This is a genomic window from Chloracidobacterium sp. N (assembly GCF_018304765.1).
GTDB classification, from domain to species: Bacteria; Acidobacteriota; Blastocatellia; order Chloracidobacteriales; family Chloracidobacteriaceae; genus Chloracidobacterium; species Chloracidobacterium aggregatum.
On record NZ_CP072642.1, the window covers coordinates 1,912,224 to 1,928,972 of the forward strand.

17 protein-coding genes and 1 tRNA gene are annotated in these 16,749 nt (G+C 64.3%); 7 read left to right on the plus strand and 11 right to left on the minus strand.

Annotated elements, in window-relative coordinates:
• Positions 1 to 8: 8 nt before the first annotated feature.
• From J8C05_RS07925 to J8C05_RS07950, 6 genes are all read left to right on the plus strand, one after another.
• Positions 9 to 1,946 carry a hypothetical protein gene (locus J8C05_RS07925; RefSeq protein ID WP_211421694.1) on the plus strand — a complete coding sequence of 646 codons (1,938 nt, stop codon included), beginning with the start codon at positions 9 to 11 and terminating at the stop codon, positions 1,944 to 1,946.
• 10 nt (positions 1,947 to 1,956) lie between these two features.
• Positions 1,957 to 3,093, plus strand: a complete 1,137-nt coding sequence (locus J8C05_RS07930) for a hypothetical protein (protein ID WP_211421695.1) — start codon at positions 1,957 to 1,959, stop codon at positions 3,091 to 3,093.
• Between the two features lie 3 nt (positions 3,094 to 3,096).
• A complete protein-coding gene (locus J8C05_RS07935) occupies positions 3,097 to 4,161 on the plus strand; it encodes a glycosyltransferase family 2 protein (protein WP_211421696.1) in 1,065 nt (354 codons plus the stop codon).
• Entirely contained in the window at positions 4,155 to 5,258 is a 1,104-nt protein-coding gene (locus J8C05_RS07940) for a sialate O-acetylesterase (RefSeq protein ID WP_211421697.1), read from the plus strand. Before J8C05_RS07935 ends, J8C05_RS07940 begins: the two co-directional genes overlap by 7 nt.
• Before the next feature lie 111 nt (positions 5,259 to 5,369).
• Positions 5,370 to 5,975, plus strand: a complete 606-nt coding sequence (locus tag J8C05_RS07945) for a D-sedoheptulose-7-phosphate isomerase (protein WP_211421698.1) — start codon at positions 5,370 to 5,372, stop codon at positions 5,973 to 5,975.
• Positions 5,972 to 6,511: an acyltransferase gene (locus tag J8C05_RS07950; RefSeq protein WP_058867140.1), complete on the plus strand. Its 540-nt coding sequence runs from the start codon at positions 5,972 to 5,974 to the stop codon at positions 6,509 to 6,511. The genes J8C05_RS07945 and J8C05_RS07950 overlap by 4 nt, the downstream gene beginning before the upstream one ends.
• Before the next feature lie 21 nt (positions 6,512 to 6,532).
• Here the strand turns inward: J8C05_RS07950 and J8C05_RS07955 are convergent, their stop codons facing one another.
• The 11 genes from J8C05_RS07955 to J8C05_RS08005 form a co-directional block, all read right to left on the minus strand.
• A complete protein-coding gene (locus J8C05_RS07955) occupies positions 6,533 to 7,567 on the minus strand; it encodes a FecCD family ABC transporter permease (protein WP_211421699.1) in 1,035 nt (344 codons plus the stop codon).
• Positions 7,564 to 7,746, minus strand: a complete 183-nt coding sequence (locus tag J8C05_RS07960; RefSeq protein WP_211421700.1) for a hypothetical protein — start codon at positions 7,744 to 7,746, stop codon at positions 7,564 to 7,566. The genes J8C05_RS07955 and J8C05_RS07960 overlap by 4 nt, the downstream gene beginning before the upstream one ends.
• Positions 7,736 to 8,743 carry a Uma2 family endonuclease gene (locus J8C05_RS07965; RefSeq protein WP_211421701.1) on the minus strand — a complete coding sequence of 336 codons (1,008 nt, stop codon included), beginning with the start codon at positions 8,741 to 8,743 and terminating at the stop codon, positions 7,736 to 7,738. The genes J8C05_RS07960 and J8C05_RS07965 overlap by 11 nt, the downstream gene beginning before the upstream one ends.
• Positions 8,744 to 8,890: 147 nt before the next feature.
• Positions 8,891 to 9,790 (minus strand): ATP synthase F1 subunit gamma, encoded by a 900-nt coding sequence (gene atpG / locus J8C05_RS07970; protein WP_211421702.1) that lies wholly within the window; start codon positions 9,788 to 9,790, stop codon positions 8,891 to 8,893.
• 53 nt (positions 9,791 to 9,843) lie between these two features.
• Positions 9,844 to 11,361, minus strand: a complete 1,518-nt coding sequence (gene atpA, locus J8C05_RS07975; protein ID WP_211421703.1) for a F0F1 ATP synthase subunit alpha — start codon at positions 11,359 to 11,361, stop codon at positions 9,844 to 9,846.
• 26 nt (positions 11,362 to 11,387) lie between these two features.
• Entirely contained in the window at positions 11,388 to 11,921 is a 534-nt protein-coding gene (gene atpH / locus J8C05_RS07980) for an ATP synthase F1 subunit delta (RefSeq protein ID WP_211421704.1), read from the minus strand.
• Between the two features lie 27 nt (positions 11,922 to 11,948).
• On the minus strand, positions 11,949 to 12,464 hold the full coding sequence (locus J8C05_RS07985) for a F0F1 ATP synthase subunit B family protein (protein WP_211421705.1): 516 nt from the start codon (positions 12,462 to 12,464) through the stop codon (positions 11,949 to 11,951).
• Positions 12,461 to 12,952 carry an ATP synthase F0 subunit B gene (locus J8C05_RS07990; protein WP_211421706.1) on the minus strand — a complete coding sequence of 164 codons (492 nt, stop codon included), beginning with the start codon at positions 12,950 to 12,952 and terminating at the stop codon, positions 12,461 to 12,463. The genes J8C05_RS07985 and J8C05_RS07990 overlap by 4 nt, the downstream gene beginning before the upstream one ends.
• Before the next feature lie 230 nt (positions 12,953 to 13,182).
• Positions 13,183 to 13,259: transfer RNA gene (locus J8C05_RS07995), tRNA-His, on the minus strand.
• A 186-nt stretch (positions 13,260 to 13,445) separates the two neighbouring features.
• Positions 13,446 to 15,503, minus strand: a complete 2,058-nt coding sequence (locus J8C05_RS15625) for a DnaJ domain-containing protein (protein ID WP_211421707.1) — start codon at positions 15,501 to 15,503, stop codon at positions 13,446 to 13,448.
• A gap of 176 nt (positions 15,504 to 15,679) precedes the next feature.
• On the minus strand, positions 15,680 to 16,045 hold the full coding sequence (locus J8C05_RS08005) for a gamma-butyrobetaine hydroxylase-like domain-containing protein (protein ID WP_211421708.1): 366 nt from the start codon (positions 16,043 to 16,045) through the stop codon (positions 15,680 to 15,682).
• A 193-nt stretch (positions 16,046 to 16,238) separates the two neighbouring features.
• On the opposite strand from J8C05_RS08005, the gene J8C05_RS08010 reads away from it, so the two are divergent.
• Positions 16,239 to 16,715 (plus strand): acyl-CoA thioesterase, encoded by a 477-nt coding sequence (locus J8C05_RS08010; RefSeq protein WP_211421709.1) that lies wholly within the window; start codon positions 16,239 to 16,241, stop codon positions 16,713 to 16,715.
• Positions 16,716 to 16,749 lie beyond the last annotated feature (34 nt).

Consider the following 16,749-nt stretch of genomic DNA (forward strand, 5'->3'; position numbering starts at 1 on the left):
ACCAAAGCATGTCTGACGTTTCGCCGTCACCTTCCGCCATGAACCGTCCGCGCTGGCAACTGGCACTGCCGGCGCTGCTGCTCGTGTGGGCGGTGGCCATCCTGCCGTCGGCGCTGCCGCGCCCATGGGGCCTTCTCGATGAGCAGCGCGTGTGGGACATGGCCACGAGCCACGGCTGGGTGGATATGCTTTTCAGCCGGAATGACGGCGAACGCTACCGCCCGGTGTTCTGGTTGTACTACGCCGCCATAGCCCACGGGCTGGGCCCTTCACGAACCGCCCACCATCTGGTTCAGGCGCTCGTGCTGGCGCTGTGCGGCGGCGGATACATGCTGCTCACAGCACAGCAGGCCCGGGTGCAGTCGTGGCTGGCGTGGAGCCTGCCGGCGCTCCTCTTTGTGCAGGCGCCTCTGGCTGAAAACGCCTACACGCTGGCCAAAGCCGACTGGATGACGGCGCTGGGCCTGCTGGGTACGCTGGCGTTCGGGCTGCTGGCGCTGACCCAACCGGTGCGGTGGCCGTGGTGGCTGCTGGCTGCCGGCATGTGCGCGGGGGGCGCGGTGCTCGTCAAGGAAAGCGGACTGGTGACCATCGGCACGGTGGCGTTGCTCGGACTGGCCGGTTATGCCGCCCGGAGCTGGCGCGAACGTGGGCTGCTCATCTGGCAGGCCGCGGCGGTACTCCTGTTTGTCGGGACCTACTGGCTGCCCTCCAGGTACCTCATCCAGCCGACAACCTACCGCCTGACGCTGGCCGATCTGTCGCTGCGCAGCATGGCCTTCAACGGCTACATTTACCTGACCAGGTATCCCGAACTGTTCCTGCTTGGCGGCGGCGTGCTGGCGGGTCTCTGGGCTGACCGGCAGCGCCTCAGTGGGCGGCATCCGGTCGCGTTGCTGGCCGGGGTGGCCTTTCTTTCCGGGCTGGCGGCCCTTGGGCTGCTCATCGTCTGGAAGTGGCCCTGCGGGTACTTTCTCATGCCGGTCGTTGCCGGCTGGCTGGCGGCCCTGCTGCTGACGGCCGATGCCTTGGCATCGTTGCCCCGGCCGGGGCAGCAGGTGGTCATCGGGCTGGGGCTGCTGTGGCTGACGCTCAACGTGGCGGGCTTTGCCCAGACGGCCCGGCTGCAACGGGCCGTCTGGCACGGCTGCGGTATGTTCGTCGAAGTCTATGCCCGCCAAGGTACGCCCGATTCCCGCCTGTTTTTCCCTGAACAGGTGTCCGCAGCCGAAGTTCCGGTCGAAGCCGACAACCAGATCAAGCGGCGCGGCCACGAACGGCTCGGCGCACTGGCCGGCGCTGGCGCCTTTGCGCTGGGAGACGATCCCGAAAACGCCGACCTGCGTCTTCCGACCGCCGGCGATTACCTTGCCCTGCGCCACTATGCGCGGGCCTTCGGCAAGCACGTACGCCTGTTTGAGGACTGCGCCACCGACCGACTGCTGCCGCGCCTGGAAGCCCTGGGCTGGCAACTCACACGGGTCGGGGCATATCACTTCCAGATGCCCAACTTCGTGCCCGGACGCGACCTGGGTCGCACCGTACGCCTGGAACACGATCTCTACCGGCTCGACGCGCCGCCGCCGGTACACTTTGCGCTCAATGGCGGCCGGTGGCGGACGGATGACTGGGCCAGGCCACGGCTGACGCTGCTGGTCAACCGTCCGGGCCGTCTGGTCATCACGGGGGAAATCCCTGCCGGACACCCGGCCCCGGTCACCATTGACAGCCTGGTGGATGGCGTCACCGCCAACCGGCAGACGCTGGCGGCCGGGCAGTCATCCACGTGGGAAATCGCGGTTGCCGGGGCTGCGCCCGGTCGGCCCGTCGCCGTGACGTTGCAGGCGGCTCCGGCCTGGCCGGCGGAACAACTTGGCTTGCGCCCCAAGGGCGAGCCGCTATCGTGGCCGTTGCGGCAGATCCGGTTTATTCCAGACGAAAGATGAGGCGTTTTCCATGTTTGGTATCGTCGTCACCACCATTTATGACGGCGCGTTCATTGATGCTTACCATGAGCACTTCGAGCGTTACGGACGCACCGCAGAGGTCAGGTTTTACGTCGTCGGCGATCTGACGACGCCGGAAGCCTGCGCCGAGCGGGTCCGCGCCTACACCCGCCGGGGGCTGCCCTGGTTTTTCCTCACCCCGGACGACCAGCGCGCCTTTCTTTCGGATTTCCCGGCACTGGCGGCCGAAATCCCCTGGCGCAGCGACAACCGGCGCAACGTCGGCTTTCTGATGGCCTACCGCGACGGCTGCGACCCCATCATCAGCATTGACGACGACAACTATCCCACGCCCGGCTGGGATTTTCTCGGCGAACATGCCGTCACGGGGTGCGACGTGACCCTGCCCGTGGCGGTCGGCAGCGACAACTGGTTCAACATCTGCTCGATGATGACGGTGGACTGCCCGCCGCTGGGCGGAGGGCAGACGGTATATCCACGCGGTTTTCCCTATCCGCGCCGGACACTCGCCTGCGGAACAGTCAGCGCCACGGCGGAAACCGGGCGCGTCGCCGTCAATGCCGGCCTGTGGTCAGGCGACCCGGATGTTGACGCGGCAACGCGCATTGTCACGCGCTGCGCCACGCGGGAAGCCTTCACCGAAAGCTACCTGCTCGGACGCGGCGTGCGGTCGCCCATCAACACGCAGAACACGGCCGTGATGCGCGCCGCACTGCCGGCTTACTACTACGTCAAAATGGGCGTCTCGCTGGCCGGCCTCAAACTGGACCGGTTTGGCGACATCTTCAGCGGCTACTTTGTGCAACTGTGCGCCGAAGCTGTCGGGCACCGGGTGCGCGTCGGCTCGCCCGTGGTGGAGCATCGCCGCACGCCCCACAACCTGTACGTTGACCTGTGGCACGAGCTGGCCGGGATGGTCGTACTGGACGACATGCTGCCGTTGCTCGAAACGCCGCTGACGCCAGCCACGGACTACGGGACGGCGGCCCTTGAACTGGCCGACCGGATTGAAGCCTGGGCCGCCGGGCAGAACGGGTTTCTGTGGGGCGAGGCGTTGCAGGACTACTTCCGCAATGTCGCGGCCAATCTACGGCTGTGGGTTGCCGCCTGCCGCCAACTCGACTGACGCATGGTTACGTCGGAAGCGCGCTACGCTCCGGTGTCACTCGTGACGACCGTACTCAACGACCTGGAGGGCTGCCGGGCGTTTTTTGCCGCCATGGAGCGGCAAACGCTCTGCCCACGGGAAATCGTCGTGGTGGACGGCGGCTCGCGCGATGGCACGTGGGAGTTCCTGCAAGCCTACTGCCCACGACTCGACTACCGGCTGGTCGTCGCCCGTGAAGACGGCTGCAACGTCGCCCGCGGCCGCAATTTGGCCATTCAGCGCGCAACACACGACATCATCGTTTCCACGGATGTGGGCTGCCAGTGGGATGACCGCTGGCTGGAGGAACTGGCCGCGCCGCTGCTCGAAGATGCCACGCTGGAGGCCGTCATGGGCAGTTGGATGGTGCGCTACGAAGACCTGCCCGACGTGTGGGCGCGGGTTGAATTTGCCATGCACCGGGAATTTGCCCTGCGGGCGACGGCCACCGCCCATGCGTCTTCGCGCGCCATTGCCTACCGCAAGCGTCTGTGGGAACGGCTTGGCGGTTATCCCGAAGACCTGACGCTGGCAGCGGATGACATGGTGTTTGCGCTGCTGCTCCACGCTACAACCACGCGCGTAGCCGGCACCCCGACACCGCGCTGTTTCTGGGAGCGGCCGGCAACCCTGCGCCGGTTCCGGCGCGAAGCGGAACGCAACTTTTTCGGCGCTGGCGAGGCGGATATCTGGCGCACATACGGGTTGCTCGTCGGCGGACGGCTGCTGGTTGAAATTCTGGCCTGGCCCGTGGGGCTGCTGGTCGGTGCGGTCGAAATCGTCTGGCTGGGACGCCTGCCGGTCATCGGTGGACTGCTGCTGCTGGCCGGCGTCACCCTGACCGCGCTCCGGCTGTGGCGGTTGCGAACGGCGCTGGCGCGTTATCGTGAGCGTGGCGGACATGGCGGCTGGTGGCGCATTCCGCTGTTTGATTATGCTACGAAGTGGTCGGCGCTGCGGGGCTACTGGCGCGGCTGGTGGCAGGGACGCCGCCGGTGCTGGGACTGTCGCCAGCGTCTGCGCCAAGCAGGGGTCTCACCATGGTAGCCAGGCGGCACTTCTTCGCCGTCTGGGGGACGGCCCTGCTGCTGCCGGTGCTGCTGGCCGGCCTTGCCGTCTGGAACAACTGGTTCGGGTTGCGCCGTACGCTCTACCTTGACCGCCGGATTCATGCCGTTTCCTTTCCGGGCGATGGGCAGGTGGTGCAGCGCGGCGCGGACGGAACGGCATCCGTCGGTTTCACCGGCCGGGCGGGCTGGCTGGCGCAGACCGTCGAAGCGGCGGTAGCCAACGCCGATGACCACTCGGTGCCCCAGTGGCAAACCTTGGCTGCGCCAACCTGGACGCACTTTCAGGGCACGCTGCGGCTGCCGACCGGCTGCCAACCGGTCTGGCTGCGCGTTGGCGAACCACGTCCGCCACAGGCATTCAATCACGTCGAAGTGGGCGAAGTATGCGTTGGCGAGGTGTTCATCGTTGCCGGGCAGTCCAACGCGGCCGGGAGCTGCACGACGCTGTTTTCGGCCGCGTCGCCGCTGGTGCGCACGGGTCTCGTCGGTGAAGATGGGCGTCTGACCTGGCGGGCCGGTCACGACCCACAGGTGCTCAACGGCGGCGGTTCGGTCTGGCCGCTGGTGGGCGACCTGTTGGTGCAACGCCTCGGCACGCCGGTCGGGTTTGTCAATGTGGCCGTCGGCGGCAGCAGCATCCGCGACTGGGCCCCCGGAACGCCCCACTTCCAGCATCTGGTGCAGGTGCTTCAGGCGCTTGGCCCCCAGGGCGCGCGCGCCATTCTGTGGCATCAGGGCGAAAGTGACAGCGCCCTGGCGGCCGACGAATACGCCACCCGTCTGACGGCCATCATCGAAGCCACCCGCGCAGCCGTCCGAACAGAGACGCCGCTGACGTGGGTTGTTGCGCGGGCATCCTTCAAGGATGGGCAGACCTTTGCCGGCGTACGCGATGGCCAACGCCGCGTCTGGGAAACCGGACTGGCGCTGCCCGGACCGGACACCGACGAACTGGGCCCCGACATGCGCCAGCCCGACCGGGTGCATTTCAACGCGGCCGGCACGTCAGCCGCGGCCCGGCAGTGGGCGGCGGCGCTGCTGCGGGAAGTCTTCCGCCGCCCTTCGGAACCTTGATACCTGTCTGGATTTGGGCGGCATCCGGTGGACGTTTTCCGTCATACCGGCGGAATTGCCCTTCGCTGGCGTTCCTGCTAGCGTCCGGGTTGTTGATGTGCAGATTGTCCTATGGCGTCCTCTCCCCAGCCACCCCTCCTGCCAACCGAGATTGCGGCGGCGGCTTTGCGTGAACACGCGGAAGTTGCCGCCGCACTGCCGCCACTCCTGCCCACGATTGCGGAGTTGGCCACCCGGCTGGTGGAGACCCTCCGCCGCGATGGGCGCGTTCTGCTATGCGGCAACGGCGGTTCGGCTGCCGATGCCCAACACCTGGCCGCCGAACTCGTCGGACGCTTTCTCTGTGACCGCCGGCCGTTTCCAGCCCTGGCGCTGACGACGGACACTTCGATCCTGACTGCCGTAGCCAACGACATCGGTTACACGGAAGTGTTTGCCCGGCAGGTGCTGGCGCTGGGGCGTCCGGGCGACATGCTCATAGCGATTTCCACCAGCGGCAACAGCCCCAGTGTGCTCCGTGCAGCCGAAGCGGCCCGGCAGCAGGGACTGATGGTGGCCGGACTGACCGGACGTACCGGCGGCAAACTGCGCCCCCTGTGCGACCTGTGCCTGTGCGTCCCTTCCGAGGCGACGCCGCGCATTCAGGAAATGCACATCCTCATCGGGCATATTCTGTGCGACGTGGCGGAACGCATCTTGGGCGAGGTTGAGCAATGACGCCGCGCGTGCTGGCCGGAAGCCTGCTCAGTTACGCCTACAATCACTGGCTGACGCATTTTCCTTCGCATTATGTCCGCCGGGCTTACCTGCGGGCCTATCTGGGCGCATGCGGTACGCAGACGTGGGTTCAGATGGGCTGCCGGTTTCTCAACGGCCGCAAGGTGTTCTTCGGCCCGCGCAATGCGATCAACTTCGGCTGTCTGTTTGACGGCCGGCGCTACGCCATTCGGACGGGCAGCGATGTCTCCATCGGCCCGGAAGCCACCATTCTCACCCTTGGCCACGATCCCCAGTCGCCGGATTTTGCCGATCAGGGCGGTGAGGTCATCATTGGCGACCGGGTATGGATTGCCTACCGCGCCATTGTCATGCCCGGCGTCACCCTTGGCGAAGGGGCGGTGGTGGCCGCAGGCGCAGTCGTCACGCAGGACGTACCGCCCTACACCATCGTTGGCGGCGTTCCGGCCCGTCCTATCGGCACACGGGAAACCAACCTGCGCTACCGGCTCGATTACGCGCCTTTTCTCATCTGAAAGGCTGGCAGGTTTTCAGGCTCAGGGGCCGGGCCGCAGCAACAGCCGCAGAAAGTACGGCGCGCCGATCAGGGCCGTGACGATCCCCAGGCGGATTTCTTCGGGGCGATTGACCGTCCGCGCCAGCAGGTCTGCACCCACCAGAAACGCCGCCCCCACCAGCGCACAGGCCGGAATCAGCACCCGGTGACGAGGGCCGACGAGCAGGCGGACGGCGTGGGGCACGATCAAGCCCACAAACCCGATGATCCCGCCCACGGCCACGGCGGCTCCGGTCAGCAGCGCCGCCGACAGCAGGATGGTCCACGTCGTCCGCCGGGTTTCCACGCCCAGCGCCCGGGCATCTTCCTCGCCAAGCGACATCACATCAAGTTCGGCGGCATAGGCCAGCGCCACCCCGGCTCCCAGCAGGAAACAGGGCGCGAGCAGCCGCACGTGCAGCCATGTCCGGCTGTCAAATCCGCCCATCAGCCAGAAGGAAATTTCCTGGGCGACTTCCCACCGCTTCCATGCGAGTGAAACGAGCAGCGCCGTGAACGCGCCGCACAGCGCCCCGATGGCCACTCCCGCCAGCAGAAGCGTGGTGACGGGCACGCGCCCGGCCCGGACGGTCAGACCATAGACGGCCACCAGCGCCAGGGCGCTTCCGACGAAAGAGAAGGCTGGAATGTAGAGCGGCGAAACGGCTGCGAGTCCGGCTGAAATGGCCATAACGGCCCCCAGCGCGCCCCCCGCGCTTGTGCCGATGATGTCCGGCGACGCCAGCGGATTACGAAACAACCCCTGCATCTGCACTCCGGCCACAGCCAGCGCCGCACCGACCAGGGCTGCCACGAGCACCCGTGGCAACCGCAGCGCCCAGACAATGGCTTCATCCGTGGGCGTGAAGCGTGGCCAATCGAGCCACGGAAACACCTTGGCAGCCAGAACCGAAACGACCGTCGCTGGCGGCAGCGTGACGCTTCCGATGGCCACGGCCAATACCACGGCGGTGGCCAGCAGCCCCAGCGCCAGAGCAAAAAACAGACCGGGTGACAGAAGGCAGCGGCGCGTCATGGATGAAAGTGGCGCGTCAGCCAGTCCAGCAGCAGGATCACGGCGGCAACGTAGAGCAACGTGACCGTATAGACCGGCCACCAGCGCGGCGGCGGGGATGTTTCTGCCGGTTGCTGTGTTTTCGACGTCAACGCACCGGGCAACCGCGCCTTCCGGTCGGGGGTATCATCAGGAAGCATCGTCTGTCTGTTGCCCCAGGCGGGTGCGCAAGCGCGCCAGTTCATCGAGCAGGGCGGCCCTGGCCTGTTGTTCGGCCGCAGCACGGGCTTCAGCTTCCAATCGTGCCTGCTGCTCAGCGGCAGCCTGGGCTTCAGCTTCCTTCGCGCGGGCTTCGGCTTCCAACCGTGCCTGCTGTTCGGCTGCGGCCTGGGCCTCGGCTTCCTTCACTTGGGCTTCGGCTTCCTTCGCGCGGGCTTCGGCTTCCTTCGCACGGGCTTCGGCTTCCAACCGTGCCTGCTGTTCGGCTGCGGCCTGGGCCTCGGCTTCCTTCACTTGGGCTTCAGCTTCCAATCGCGCCTGCTGCTCAGCCTCAAGACGCGCGATTTCCTGCCGAATGACCTCACTGGTCCAGACTGGCGTCAGGACGACTGATGTCTCCAACGGATACCCTCCGAGTGCGGCAAGCTCAAAGACCGTGCCCGGGACATAGACCTTTTCCTCCCCGTACCGGCCCTGCTCCACGTCCGGGTCGCGGTTGACAATCACCTGTTTGCGCTTCTCATCCACAATCACATACTCGCCAATGCCGCGCCGGGCGTATTCCTGCCGCTTCACACCGTAATCCTGACGCCAGTTCTTGCTCGCAACTTCAATAGCCAGCAGGACATCATCGTTCAACCGCAAAACATCGTCCTGCTGCGTGGCTCTGTATGCGGCCAGCTTGCTTTCTGCCGTCTGCTCCCGACACACCAGAAGGTCAGGCACCCGCACGGTCAGCGGTTCGGTCTGGACACCCGTTTCCAGCATGGCGATGTAGGGCAGGTTGCGCTCGGCAATGGCCCGCATCAAATACACCAGCAGAGCCTGTTCAATGAGCTGATGTTTGAAACCCGGTGGCGCCACTTCGACGGGAACCCCCCGCACAAGTTCAAAGAAGCCATCCCGCTCGGCATAGACGAGGAATTCCTCGATGGTCATGGGCGTCGCTGGCGGCGTCACAGTCGAAGGCGAAGACATGGCGGGCGTGCCTCCCGGCAGCAGGATGAAGGCTGTGACGCCAGTGTGAACAACCGGACAGACCAAGGCAAGTATTCAAAGCCCCGGCCGCCCACCCGACGCCCGGATGAACCCTTTCAGCCTTCTGCTGTATGCACTGAGCGTCAACTACAGTGCCGCCGCGCCGCTGACGACTTCGATGATTTCGTTCGTAATTGCCGCTTGGCGGATGCGGTTCATGGCGAGGGTCAGGTTGGCAATGACTTCCCCGGCATTCCGGCTGGCAGCGTCCATGGCGGCCATACGCGCGCCATGCTCGGAAGCCACCGACTCCAGCAGGGCTTGGAAAATACAGGTTTCGATGAAGCGCGGCAGCAGGCGTCCCAGAATTTCCGCCGGAGGCTGTTCGTAAATGTAATCCGGGGGCGCACTCATCGCCGATGGCTCGGCCTCACGGCCAGCCTGCCTGCCGACCGGCAAAAGCTGTTCGATGCGGACAATCTGGGAAATTGCCGACCGGAACTCGGCATAGACCAGGCAGACGCGGTCAGGGCGTACGGCGACGGTCTCCTCTTCCGCCGCCGCCCCTTCGTAGATGTTGAGGAGGTCCTGGGCAATTTCGACGGCGACTTCATAGCCAAACGTCTTCGAGGTGACGTTGACATATTCCCTGCGGATAGGGATGTTGCGCCGCCGGAAAAAGTCCCGCCCCTTGCGTCCCACGACGACGAGTTCCACCCGCTCATTGGGATGGTCCGTCAGGTACTGCTGGACGGCGCGGATGAGGTTGGCGTTGAAAGCGCCACACAGGCCCTTGTCCGCCGTCATCAGCACCAGCAGGGTCCGGTTGCCCGTCCGTTCCTCCATCAGCGGACTCGTGAAGTCCGTCGTGGCGGCCGCGAGATTGCGTAGCACTTCCTGCATCTTGCGGGCATAGGGACGGCTCGCCGTCACCCGCTCCTGGGCCCGGCGAAGCTTCGACGCCGAGACAAGTTTGTAGGACTTCGTGATCTGGCGCATGTTCTTGACGGCCTTGATCCGCCGTCGAACACCTTGCAGGTTCGGCATGGAAACCTCTCACGGAGCGGCTGGGCGTCAGGCCCCGACTTCAGTCCCCGGCTTCAGGCGCGGACAATGAACGTCTGCTTGAAGGCATCCGTCGCCGCCTTCATTCTGGATTTGATGTCGTCGGTCAGCTCTTTCTTCGTGGCAATGTCCTTGAGCAGCACCGCGTGATTGTTTTTGAGATAGGTCAGCAGTTCGGCCTCAAACCGGCGGACTTCCGACACCGGGATGTCGTCCACATAGCCGTTTGTCGCGGCCCAGATGACGAACACCTGGTCTTCGAGCGGCATGGGCACATACTGCCCCTGCTTGAGGATTTCTGTCAGGCGCTGCCCACGCGCCAGCAGGCGCTGCGTGGTCTTGTCCAGGTCGGAGCCAAACTGTGCAAAGGCTGCCAGTTCCCGGTACTGCGCCAGCTCCAGCCGCAGCGTTCCGGCAACCTGCTTCATGGCTTTCGTTTGCGCCGAGCTGCCCACCCGCGAAACGGAGTTGCCGACGTTGATGGCCGGGCGGATGCCGGCGTTGAACAAGTCGCTTTCGAGGAAAATCTGGCCGTCCGTGATGGAAATGACGTTGGTGGGAATGTAAGCCGAAATGTCCCCCGCCTGGGTTTCAATCACGGGCAGTGCCGTCAGGGAGCCGCCGCCGCGTTTGTCGTCATACTTGGCCGCCCGTTCGAGCAGCCGCGAGTGAAGATAGAACACATCCCCCGGATAGGCTTCACGTCCGGGCGGACGCCGCAGCAGCAGCGAAATTTCACGGTAGGCCACGGCGTGCTTGGACAGGTCATCATAGATGCACAGCACATGCTGGCCGCGGTCCATGAAGTATTCCCCGATGGCGGTGCCGGCATAGGGCGCAATGTACTGCATGGCGGCCGGATCGGACGACGACGCCGAGACCACAATCGTGTAATCCATGGCGTCATGCTCTTCGAGGCGCTTGACGAGTTGGGCAATCGAGCCTTTGCGCTGGCCAATCGCCACGTAAATGCAGATCAGGTCCTTGCCCTTCGAGTTGATGATGGTGTCAATGGCAATCGTGGTCTTGCCCGTCTGCCGGTCGCCGATGATGAGTTCCCGCTGTCCGCGACCAATCGGAATCATGGCGTCAATGGCCTTGATGCCGGTCATCATCGGCTCCTTGACCGACTTGCGCTCGACGATGCCCGGCGCAATGCGCTCCACCGGATTGAAGCCGTCGTTGGCAATCGGGCCGCGTCCGTCAATGGGTTCACCCAAGGCATTGACGACCCGCCCCAGAAAGCCTTTGCCGACCGGAACGGACATGATGCGCTTGGTGCGCTTGACCAAATCGCCCTGCTTGATGGCGTGGTATTCCCCGAACAGCACGGCGCCAACCTTGTCTTCCTCGAGGTTGAGGGCAATCCCCTTGACGTCATGGGGCAGATCGAGCAGCTCCCCGGCCATGACCTTGTCCAGACCATGGATTTCCGCAATGCCGTCGCCCACCTTGATGACCGTCCCGACCTCAGTGACGGTGACACCAGCTTGAAAGTTTTCGATTTGTTCACGAATGAGTTGACTGATTTCATCAGCGCGAATGGCTTCCATGTCATTCCTCGAAACAGTCCGGCCGGTTAGTAGCGCCGGGTAAGTCGCTCCCGAAATTCGGCCAGTTGGGTACGGATCGAACCGTCGTAATACCTGCTTCCAACCCGGGCCACGATGCCGCCAATCAGGTCGGGGGATTCCCTGTAGGTCAGACGGATGTCAGAGCCGACGACTTCCTTCAGCCGGCGCTCCAGCAGCCGCCGCTCGCTGACGCCAAGCGGGAGGGCCGTGGTGACTTCCACCGGCACAATCCCCAGGTGGGCATCCATGAGCGCTTCGACAGCCGTCTGGATGTCATCCAGCCGGGACATCCGCTGGTTGCGGAGCACCACCCCAAGAAAGTTGGCCGTGATCGGATGCAGCCGCAGACGCTCACCCAGCGAGCGCAGCAAGCCTTCTTTCTGCTCCAGCGGAATCGTGGGATTGGCAAAGACCTCACCCAGTTCCTCGTGCGTCGTCACCAGCTTGTGAAAGGCTTTGAGTTCGGCCGCAACGGTTGAAAAATCATCCCCGGCGGCATCAGCCAGGGCGCGGGCATAGCGATTGGCAAGTGAACTCATACGGCAGTCCGTGTCACATCCTTCCCGTCAGGCACGCTGTTTTTCGAGTTGGGCCGTGTAGGTTGCCACGAGCCGCGCCTGGTCTGCTGCCGATAATTCCCGGCGAATCAGCGCCTCGGCCAGCTCCACGGCCTTCGATGCGGCAAAGGCTTGCAGTTCCAGCCGCGCCGATTGACTCGCGCCCTCGATCTCCATCCGGGCCAAGCGCTGGAAGCGTGCGGCATCGGCTTCGGCCGCCGCCACAATCCGCTGGTACTCCGCCTGGGCCTCCTGTTCAGCCTGCTGGCGAATGGCCGCCAGTTCTGATTCAAGCCGGGCAAAACGCTCTTCCAGTTCCCGCAGCTTGGTTTCGGCCAGCCGTCGCTCCTGGCCGGCCTGGTCAAGGGCGTCCCGGATGTTCTGCGCCCGTTTGCGCAGGCCTTCCGTCATCGGTTTGGCCAGCAGCACGGCCAGTAGACCGGCGTAAATCGTGAAGTTGAGAAACTTGGCCCACAAAGGAATCCCGGCGGCCAAAAACGGTGACACCAAAAGCGTTATGGTCATGACGGTGTTCCAATCTGGCGACCCAGAACCGTACTGGCAATCGAAGCCGCCAGGTGTTCGGCATCGCGGGTCAGGGTTTGCTTCACCGCCGCCACCTGCGCTTCAAGAGCCTGGGTTGCCGCAGCGACCTCGGCAGCCGCGGATTGCTTGGCGGATTCGATCAGCTCGTTGCGCCGCTGAAGTGCCACTGCGCGCCGTTCCTCGATGATCCTGGCGGCATCCACCCGCGCCGCACGCAGTGCGGCTTCGTATTCGGCCAACCGCTCGTCGTAATCTCCAAGTTGCTGACGAAACCCGCTTGTCAGACGCGCGCGCTCGTCAAGAACAGCCAGAACCGGCTTAAAAACCAGGGTGTTGAGCAGATAGGCCACCAGCAGGAAGACACCCACGGTGACGAAAAGCGACAAGTCCGGCGTCAGCAGGTTGGCTCCGGCGGCAAAGAAGCAACCCACCTCAATTCCACTGACACCCCATGACAACTCAATCATAACGAAAGCGAGACAGGCAGCAGGGCCCTGATACGCCAGACGGTAGTTTGAAAAGCAAGCCGCCAAGTTACTCGTGGATAGCGTCACTGTCAACCACGAAACCACGAACGGATTTCCGGCCCAGCACACAGCGGAGCCGTCCGCCGCCACACCGGACCCTCCGCACACCGGCTGCTCCGGCAGTGGGCCGCTGGCGCGTCAGGTTTGGGTTGGTGCAGGGAGCCAGCAGGTGGGGCGAGTGATGGGATTCGAACCCACGACCTCTTGAGCCACAATCAAGCGCTCTAACCAACTGAGCTACACCCGCCACGAAGCGAAGTCGCCAATGATAGCCAGCGCGCCGCGCCTACGCAACCGGGTTTCTTCAGACCGCAGCATCCCGGCCGGAAAGAGACGGCGCCGGTTTATGTTTCCCACGCAGCCCCGCTGCAAGGGCCGCGGAAACCACCGGCCGGCGGCCCCGGCTAGCGGCGCTGTGGGGCGAAGTAAAGCCTCAGCCTGATTTGCTGTCTTCCTTTGGTTCGTCCAATCCGAACACCTTTCCCACCAACGCCTGAAGGCGCTTGCCGGTGGCCACCCGGAGGCTGCCGGTCAGCCGGGGCGTGGTTTTTTGCCTGGTGTTGATGGCCTGGCGACGTTTCCTGAGTTCCTCATGCTCTGGCGACAGTTCCAGCCCCCGTTCGAGACACTCCACGGCGCGGGATTCGAGGCCGAACTTGAGGTAGAGGTCAGACAGTTCCATGAGCAGTTCTGTCACCTCGTCCGGGTCACGGCACAGATCAATCGCCGTGAGAAAGGACTTTTCCGCCTCCTTGTTGCGCCCCGGCATGCGGAGCAGGACGCGCGCCATCAGCGCATGGTAGTCAGCATTGTTGGGGCGCTGCTCGACGGCCCGGCGAATGGACTGATAGGCGCGCTCAACATCGCCATTCCCCATGTATTCGACCGTCCGCAGGTACAGCTCCGAGGCTGAAACCGGCGGCGGCTCAGCCGGGCGACTGGGACCAAGCGCCTTGGGATACGCCCCGGTTGGCATCCGGGGTGGTGCCGACGGCGGCAGCGGCGGCGCGTCCGCCGTTGCCCTTGGAGGTGGTGGGACGGGAGGTGTCGGGGCCGGTGGGCGCGGGGCATCCACACCGGGTGAAGTCGCGCCGGGTGTCCCCGTGGGCGTACTCGGGCCCGGTGCATTCGGGGCGGGTGCCGGCACCGTCGGCCGCCGCAGGACAGGTGGAGTCGGAAACGAACTGTTGGACGGTGGTTGGGGGGGTGCCGAAGGAGGCGCCGGCGGACGCGGCGCCTCGGCGGTCGGCGCCAGCCGGGCCGGCGGCACGGGCGGCCGGGGAGGCATGACCGGTGGCTTTGGCACATTCCCGGAAGGCGGTGAGGACCGTCCGGCAACCGGCGGCGGGCTGGGCGGCGTGGGACGGGCCGCTGGATAGGACCCGGTCGGCAGGCGGCTTCCACCCGGCGTCGAGCGGGAACTGCTTCCCGTCAGGGTCAGATCATACCTGCGCCGTTTTTCCTCATCGCTCAGCACGTCATAGGCCTGCTGCACGGCAATGAACACACGTTCCAGTTCCGCCTTGACCTGAAAATCAAACGCAGCCAGTTGTGAGTGGCGGTCCGGGTGAAACTTCTTGGCCAGTTCCCGATAGGCTTTCTTGAGTTCTTCGGGAGTGAACCGCCGGTTGATACCTAAAACCTGGTAGTGGCTTCCCCCACCATCCACGACACGCAGCTTTTCTTCCAGCTCGAAGCACAGTTCGGCGGCTTGCCGGGCATCAATCCCCACCGTCGTCTTTGCCGATGAAGTCGCTGCGCCCTTGACATTGGCCTCGATGGCCGGCAGCGGATCAGCATCCGCGAAACTCACGATGCCTGTCGCCGTAAAGGCGCAAAGTGCGCGTAAAACCTGCTCTTCAGGCAGGGGCACCGCACGGCAGACTTCCTCGACCCGGAGTGGTGCATCGAGCCGGGAGAGGACAAACGCTTCTTCCGAAGTGAGTTTCAGTCCCGGAACGTTGACCTGCTGCGCCCCGACCGGCTGAAGGACGCGCTGGGGCGAACCCAGCCACCGCCGGATCAGACCGGGATCGGGCAAATTCCGAATCCCCTCGAAGATGAGGTTCACCGGCGACAGGGACTGCTGAAAGCCATCCACATGCACCTTTTGGGGCTGAAACTGATACTCACCGGTCGTCCACGCGAAAAGCGACTGCACCAAGTAGCTGACGTGACCGGCCAGCATGGCCTGCAGGTCGGCGGCGGTCAGATAGCCCAGTTCCACCAGACAGGCCCCAAGGCGTTTCCCCTTTTTGGTTTCCAGCATCGCCTGGGCGAGCTGTTCAGGAGAAATGCAACCCAACGTGCACAACCGCTCGCCGAAGCGTTCGGTGACGACTTCACTGGCCGCGTAAACGACCGCGCCCTGTTCAAAGTACACATGACGCACCACCTGTGGCTGCCTGAACGTCAATGTTCCGCTCAACCGCCGTTGGTGGCAGGCGCCAATGAGACGTGGAACACAGGTGTCTTCGAGTCGCTGTGTCATGCAAACGACTCCCGGGATACGAACATGTGCGGGGCATTGCACCAGAAGTACGGCAGCAATGGTCGTGATGGATGCAGTATTTCCCAGTTCCCTGCATTTTGACAAGCCTACCCCTGGCCGACCGCTCAAACCGGCTCACTTCGGCAGAACACCAGCCCGCCATGCGGGACCGGGGTTCAAGCTGTGGGTGGGGTGTCGGGCTGACGCATTTCCGCCAGAAAGGCCCACGAGTAAATGCTCTGGTGGTTGTCGCCCCAGGTCACGCCCAAGGCATAGCGCCCGACGTGGTGCAGACCACTGATCTGAAACTTCCGCACGTCACCCAGCAGTGGCAGCCCCCGCGACCGGGACTGGACCGGCGACGGAGCTTCGAGCAGGCCCGGATGCGGGTTCTCCCCGCGGGCTTCAGCGCAGGTGGCACATGGGCAGACCTGCCGCAGTTTCAGCAGCGGCAGGGTTGTAGTCGTACCATCCGGCCAGACAACCGACAGGCTCCCTTCGGTTCGATTCACATTGACGGCGCGAGGTAACAGTTCCGCCATAGACGCCCAGGCACCACGGGAACACAACCCGGCCCAGCCAAAAACCCTGTACCGGGAGTGGTATTTCAGGCTGTATTACGATACGTTGCGCCTGTGACTTGACGCTACCTTTCCTGGTGCCTGTTCACCAGACGGACGGTATCAGACGGGCCGGCCGGCTGGGAAACAACCTGTGACTGAGGCTGTTTTCACTATGGTATCTGCCACCCCCTCTTCGCTGGAAGGACTGGAAGGCCATTCCCTCGTCATCACCTGCCCGGTGGCCTGGGGTGATATGGACGCCGCGCAGCACGTCAACAACACCGTGTATTTCCGCTACTTTGAAAGCGCGCGGATCGCCTACTTTGAACGCATTGCCTTCGGACTCGACTTCCCCCACAGCATCGGGCCCATCCTGGCGCATACCCAGTGCCGCTTCCGGTTTCCGTTGACTTATCCTGACACGGTTTCCGTCGGGACGGGCGTCACCGGACTGGGCGAGGATCGTTTCGTCATGCGTTTTACAGTCATCAGCCACCGCCATGGCAAAGTGGCTGCCCAAGGCGACGGTCTCATCGTGTCCTACGATTACCGAAACCAGCAGAAAGTACCACTGCCGGCGGAGGTTCGGGCGGCTATCATTGCCCTGGAAGGCTTTGACGCCGCGCATCCTCCAGCGCTTTCAAAGTAACCGGCGCGAGGTCTGTAGCCGTCACCTTCCGCTC

Coding starts and splice junctions, on each gene's coding strand:
- J8C05_RS07925 (WP_211421694.1), top strand. CDS start 9: ATGTCTGACGTTTCGCCGTCACCTTCCGCCATGAACCGTCCGCGCTGG.
- J8C05_RS07930 (WP_211421695.1), top strand. CDS start 1,957: ATGTTTGGTATCGTCGTCACCACCATTTATGACGGCGCGTTCATTGAT.
- J8C05_RS07935 (WP_211421696.1), top strand. CDS start 3,097: ATGGTTACGTCGGAAGCGCGCTACGCTCCGGTGTCACTCGTGACGACC.
- J8C05_RS07940 (WP_211421697.1), top strand. CDS start 4,155: ATGGTAGCCAGGCGGCACTTCTTCGCCGTCTGGGGGACGGCCCTGCTG.
- J8C05_RS07945 (WP_211421698.1), top strand. CDS start 5,370: ATGGCGTCCTCTCCCCAGCCACCCCTCCTGCCAACCGAGATTGCGGCG.
- J8C05_RS07950 (WP_058867140.1), top strand. CDS start 5,972: ATGACGCCGCGCGTGCTGGCCGGAAGCCTGCTCAGTTACGCCTACAAT.
- J8C05_RS07955 (WP_211421699.1), bottom strand. CDS start 7,567: ATGACGCGCCGCTGCCTTCTGTCACCCGGTCTGTTTTTTGCTCTGGCG.
- J8C05_RS07960 (WP_211421700.1), bottom strand. CDS start 7,746: ATGCTTCCTGATGATACCCCCGACCGGAAGGCGCGGTTGCCCGGTGCG.
- J8C05_RS07965 (WP_211421701.1), bottom strand. CDS start 8,743: ATGTCTTCGCCTTCGACTGTGACGCCGCCAGCGACGCCCATGACCATC.
- atpG (WP_211421702.1), bottom strand. CDS start 9,790: ATGCCGAACCTGCAAGGTGTTCGACGGCGGATCAAGGCCGTCAAGAAC.
- atpA (WP_211421703.1), bottom strand. CDS start 11,361: ATGGAAGCCATTCGCGCTGATGAAATCAGTCAACTCATTCGTGAACAA.
- atpH (WP_211421704.1), bottom strand. CDS start 11,921: ATGAGTTCACTTGCCAATCGCTATGCCCGCGCCCTGGCTGATGCCGCC.
- J8C05_RS07985 (WP_211421705.1), bottom strand. CDS start 12,464: ATGACCATAACGCTTTTGGTGTCACCGTTTTTGGCCGCCGGGATTCCT.
- J8C05_RS07990 (WP_211421706.1), bottom strand. CDS start 12,952: ATGATTGAGTTGTCATGGGGTGTCAGTGGAATTGAGGTGGGTTGCTTC.
- J8C05_RS15625 (WP_211421707.1), bottom strand. CDS start 15,503: ATGACACAGCGACTCGAAGACACCTGTGTTCCACGTCTCATTGGCGCC.
- J8C05_RS08005 (WP_211421708.1), bottom strand. CDS start 16,045: ATGGCGGAACTGTTACCTCGCGCCGTCAATGTGAATCGAACCGAAGGG.
- J8C05_RS08010 (WP_211421709.1), top strand. CDS start 16,239: ATGGTATCTGCCACCCCCTCTTCGCTGGAAGGACTGGAAGGCCATTCC.